Below are 5613 nucleotides of genomic sequence, written 5' to 3'. Positions count from 1 at the left end.
TTTTTGTGTATTGAGTTGTGTGTTTATTGTTTTATGTCGGCGGTAACTTACTCTCCCACAACCTCCCGGTTGCAGTACCATCAGCGCGGGCAGGCTTAGCTTCCGGGTTCGGAATGGGTCCGGGCGTTTCCCTGCCGCTATTAACCACCGACAAACTTTTGGGGCTGTGTTGCCCTGTAAGTGTTGTGTCAGATACTGCATAGTGGACGCGTGCATGACGTAATCATCTTTTTTGTTTGTGTGTGTGTTGCACGTTGTGTGTGTTTGTTTTGGTCTATTAGTACCAGTAGACTTCACATCTTGCGATGCTTCCATGTCTGGCCTATCAACCCCATAGTCTTTAGGGGACCTCGAATGAAACCTCATCTTAAAACAGGCTTCCCGCTTAGATGCTTTCAGCGGTTATCCCTTCCGTACGTAGCCAACCAGCGATGCCCCTGGCGGAACAACTGGCACACTAGAGGTACGTCCGTCCCGGTCCTCTCGTACTAGGGACAGCCTTCTTCAAGTTTCAACGCGCGCGGCGGATAGAGACCGAACTGTCTCACGACGTTCTGAACCCAGCTCGCGTGCCGCTTTAATGGGCGAACAGCCCAACCCTTGGGACCTACTCCAGCCCCAGGATGCGACGAGCCGACATCGAGGTGCCAAACCATCCCGTCGATATGGACTCTTGGGGAAGATCAGCCTGTTATCCCCGGGGTACCTTTTATCCGTTGAGCGACACCACATCCACAAGTAGGTGCCGGATCACTAGTCCCGACTTTCGTCCCTGTTCGAGCTGTCACTCTCACAGTCAAGCTCCCTTGTGCACTTACACTCACCACCTGATTGCCAACCAGGCTGAGGGAACCTTTGGGCGCCTCCGTTACATTTTGGGAGGCAACCGCCCCAGTTAAACTACCCACCAGGCACTGTCCCCAACCCAGATCATGGGCCAAGGTTAAGGTATCCAATCCGATCAGAGTGGTATTTCAACAACGACTCCACCACCACTGGCGTGATGGTTTCACAGTCTCCCACCTATCCTACACAAACCGAACCGAACACCAATACCAAGCTATAGTGAAGGTCCCGGGGTCTTTTCGTCCTGCCGCGCGTAACGAGCATCTTTACTCGTAGTGCAATTTCACCGGGCCTGTGGTTGAGACAGCAGGGGAGTCGTTACGCCATTCGTGCAGGTCGGAACTTACCCGACAAGGAATTTCGCTACCTTAGGATGGTTATAGTTACCACCGCCGTTTACTGGGGCTTAAATTCTCAGCTTCGCCCATCAAAGATGAACTAACCGGTCCTCTTAACCTTCCAGCACCGGGCAGGCGTCAGTCCATATACATCAACTTAACGTCTTCGCATGGACCTGTGTTTTTGATAAACAGTCGCTCCCCTCTATTCTCTGCGACCCCACAACGCTTATCACCGCAAAGAGTGTTAACGCCATAGGGTCCCCCTTCTCCCGAAGTTACGGGGGCATTTTGCCGAGTTCCTTAACCACAGTTCACCCGAACGCCTTAGTATTTTCAACCTGACTACCTGTGTCGGTTTGGGGTACGGGCCGAGTATATACATCGCTAGAGGCTTTTCTCGACAGTACGGGATCACCAACTTAACCAATTAAGGCTACGCATCACGTCTCACATAAAAGGATGCGGATTTACCTACACCCCAAGCTACACGCTTACACCAACAATCCAGTAAGTGGCATGGCTACCCCACTGTGTCACCCCATCGCTTGAACCACACATCAGGCCCCACGACGCACACCAACCAACAACACAAAGTGTCATCGAAAGGTGCTTGTGGTGGTTAGTATCAGTGCTTTATCAGGGGCGCATATACTCGGGTACCAGAATATCAACTGGTTATCCATCGACTACGCCTGTCGGCCTCGCCTTAGGTCCCGACTCACCCTGGGAAGACGAACTTGACCCAGGAACCCTTAGTCATCCGGCGGGAAGGATTCTCACCTTCCAATTCGTTACTCATGCCTGCATTCTCACTCGCACACACTCCACGCCTCCTTACGGTAACGCTTCAACACGTGCACGACGCTCCCCTACCCAATAACAAAATTATTGCCGCGGCTTCGGCGGTGTGCTTGAGCCCCACTACATTGTCGGCGCAGAACCACTCGACCAGTGAGCTATTACGCACTCTTTCAAGGATGGCTGCTTCTAAGCCAACCTCCTGGCTGTCTTCGCGATCCCACATCCTTTTCCACTTAGCACACCCTTAGGGGCCTTAACCGGCGATCTGGGCTGTTTCCCTCTCGACTATGAAGCTTATCCCCCACAGTCTCACTGCCGCACAACACATTAATGGCATTCGGAGTTTGGCTGACATTGCTAAGATTGTAGTCCCGCTCAACCAACCAGTAGCTCTACCTCCACCAAGCTAATGCGACGCTGCACCTAAATGCATTTCGGGGAGAACCAGCTATCACGGAGTTTGATTGGCCTTTCACCCCTACCCACAGCTCATCCCCGCAGTTTTCAACCTACGTGGGTTCGCGCCTCCACAGCATCTTACTGCTGCTTCACACTGGCCATGGGTAGATCACCCCGCTTCGGGTCCAGGACATGCCACTTGACACCCCATTAGGATTCGGTTTCCCTACGGCTACCCCACACGGGTTAACCTCGCGACATGCCGCTGACTCGCAGGCTCATTCTTCAAAAGGCACGCCATCACACACAAACGGTGCTCTGACGGATTGTAAGCACATGGTTTCAGGAACTATTTCACTCCCCTCCCGGGGTACTTTTCACCATTCCCTCACGGTACTATCCACTATCGGTCACACTGAGTATTTAGGCTTACCGGGTGGTCCCGGCAGATTCACAGCAGATTCCACGAGCCCGCTGCTACTCGGGCAACTCGACAACCCCATCATCAATGTCTTCAGCTACAGGACTATCACCTTCTACGGCAGGCGTTTCCACACCACTTCACCTAACACCAACAACAAGACGCAACGATGGTAGTCGCTGCACATCAAGGCCCACAACACCGCACACACAACCCCTACCAGGTATCACATGCACACGGTTTAGCCTCATCCACGTTCGTTCGCCACTACTAGCAGAATCATTATTATTTTCTTCTCCTACGGGTACTGAGATGTTTCACTTCCCCGCGTAACCCCCACAACAGCTATGAATTCACTGAAGGGTAACACTCCATAACAAGTGCCAGGTTTCCCCATTCGGACATCCTCGGATCAACGCTTAATTGACAACTCCCCGAGGCTTAACGCAGCCTTTCACGTCCTTCATCGGCTCAGCATGCCAAGGCATCCACCATGCGCCCTAAATAACGAACACACAACCAACACAACAACAAACAGTACAAAAGGCACAAACCCCAACACTGCTTCCTATCGTGCCGGCGTGAACTACACAAAACACAAAAGAATAAAGAAATTACACACCCAAACAACAATGCCTACAAAAAGCACCATCATTTGGGGATGCTCGCGTCCACTATACAGTTCTCACACAACACCCCAACCACCAACAACAACCACACAACAAACCATGATTGCGTCAGCAACTAGGCAACACCAGGACAATAATGCCCCAGACACCCAACAATGCACCAAGTACTTTTTTAAAAACCACACTGTGTATATAACGACTAACTGTTCTTGTTTAAGGTGTGTCTCCACCCGATTAAAAAATATCGTTGGCAGCACAACACATGTGCACTCAACCAACACACCCACAACTGTGGGCAAAAAATAATGCTCCTTAGAAAGGAGGTGATCCAGCCGCACCTTCCGGTACGGCTACCTTGTTACGACTTCGTCCCAATCGCCGATCCCACCTTCGACAGCTCCCTAACGAGTTTGAGCCACTGGCTTCGGGTGTTACCAACTTTCATGACGTGACGGGCGGTGTGTACAAGGCCCGGGAACGTATTCACCGCAGCGTTGCTGATCTGCGATTACTAGCGACTCCGACTTCATGGGGTCGAGTTGCAGACCCCAATCCGAACTAAGGCCGGCTTTCAGCGATTCGCTCCACCTCACAGTGTCGCTGCGCGTTGTACCGACCATTGTAGCATGTGTGAAGCCCTGGACATAAGGGGCATGATGATTTGACGTCATCCCCACCTTCCTCCGAGTTGACCCCGGCAGTCTCTCATGAGTCCCCAACCAAATGCTGGCAACATAAGACAAGGGTTGCGCTCGTTGCGGGACTTAACCCAACATCTCACGACACGAGCTGACGACAACCATGCACCACCTGTATAACGACCACAAAGGGAAACTACATCTCTGCAGCGATCCGCTATATGTCAAGCCCAGGTAAGGTTCTTCGCGTTGCATCGAATTAATCCACATGCTCCGCCGCTTGTGCGGGCCCCCGTCAATTCCTTTGAGTTTTAGCCTTGCGGCCGTACTCCCCAGGCGGGGCGCTTAATGCGTTAGCTACGGCACAGAAGACGTGGAAGCCCCCTACACCTAGCGCCCACCGTTTACGGCATGGACTACCAGGGTATCTAATCCTGTTCGCTACCCATGCTTTCGCTCCTCAGCGTCAGTTACTGCCCAGAGACCTGCCTTCGCCATCGGTGTTCCTCCTGATATCTGCGCATTTCACCGCTACACCAGGAATTCCAGTCTCCCCTACAGCACTCAAGTCAGCCCGTATCGCCTGCACGCCCGGAGTTAAGCCCCGGAATTTCACAGACGACGCGACAAACCACCTACGAGCTCTTTACGCCCAGTAATTCCGGACAACGCTCGCACCCTACGTATTACCGCGGCTGCTGGCACGTAGTTAGCCGGTGCTTCTTATACAGGTACCGTCACAAAAGCTTCGTCCCTGTCGAAAGGAGTTTACAACCCGAAGGCCTTCATCCCCCACGCGGCGTCGCTGCATCAGGCTTCCGCCCATTGTGCAATATTCCCCACTGCTGCCTCCCGTAGGAGTCTGGGCCGTATCTCAGTCCCAATGTGGCCGTCCACCCTCTCAGGCCGGCTACCCGTCGACGCCTTGGTAGGCCATTACCCCACCAACAAGCTGATAGGCCGCGAGCTCATCTTGCACCGAAAAAACTTTCCACAACTGACACTAAACAGCTGTCCTATCCGGTATTAGACCCAGTTTCCCAAGCTTATCCCGAAGTGCAAGGCAGATCACCCACGTGTTACTCACCCGTTCGCCACTCGAGTACCCCAGCAAGCTGAGGCCTTTCCGTTCGACTTGCATGTGTTAAGCACGCCGCCAGCGTTCGTCCTGAGCCAGGATCAAACTCTCCACAAAAAAAATTTCAGCACAAAAGCCAAAAAATCAGGCCGTGAAAAGCCCAAACCTAACAAAAAGACAAACCAACCAAGAACCAACAACGTTGATCCTCAATAAGGCTGGCTATCCAAAAAATTACTATACAAAGAAAAATCACAACCACCCCCAACCCGACGGGGCAAAAATAAAGGGGGCAGTCAAACCACAAAAATGCAGCCAACATGACTATCAATGCATACCAAATAAACAAACTTAATTATTTACAATCGCGCCCACAAAAGGCCCGATCCGGCACACACCACACCAGCCAAACATCCAGAATGACCAGCACAATCACAATCAACCACACAATGCAGAAAAA

At 52.2% G+C, this 5613-nt stretch carries 3 rRNA genes; all 3 read right to left on the bottom strand.

The features are described 5' to 3' along the window. Window positions 1–34 precede the first annotated feature (34 nt). Window positions 35–152 (bottom strand): 5S ribosomal RNA (gene rrf / locus QKB66_RS11895). A gap of 106 nt (window positions 153–258) precedes the next feature. Beyond that, window positions 259–3323 (bottom strand): 23S ribosomal RNA (locus tag QKB66_RS11890). Between the two features lie 430 nt (window positions 3324–3753). Beyond that, a 16S ribosomal RNA gene (locus QKB66_RS11885) occupies window positions 3754–5270 on the bottom strand. Together the 16S, 23S and 5S rRNA genes form the textbook arrangement of a ribosomal RNA operon. Window positions 5271–5613: the final 343 nt, after the last annotated feature.

The sequence above is a fragment of the Corynebacterium sp. c25Ua_89 genome, from assembly GCF_047459735.1.
Taxonomy (GTDB): domain Bacteria; phylum Actinomycetota; class Actinomycetes; order Mycobacteriales; family Mycobacteriaceae; genus Corynebacterium; species Corynebacterium simulans.
The sequence above is the reverse complement of the archived record's forward strand: the minus strand, read 5'-3'. Positions and strand labels throughout refer to the sequence as shown.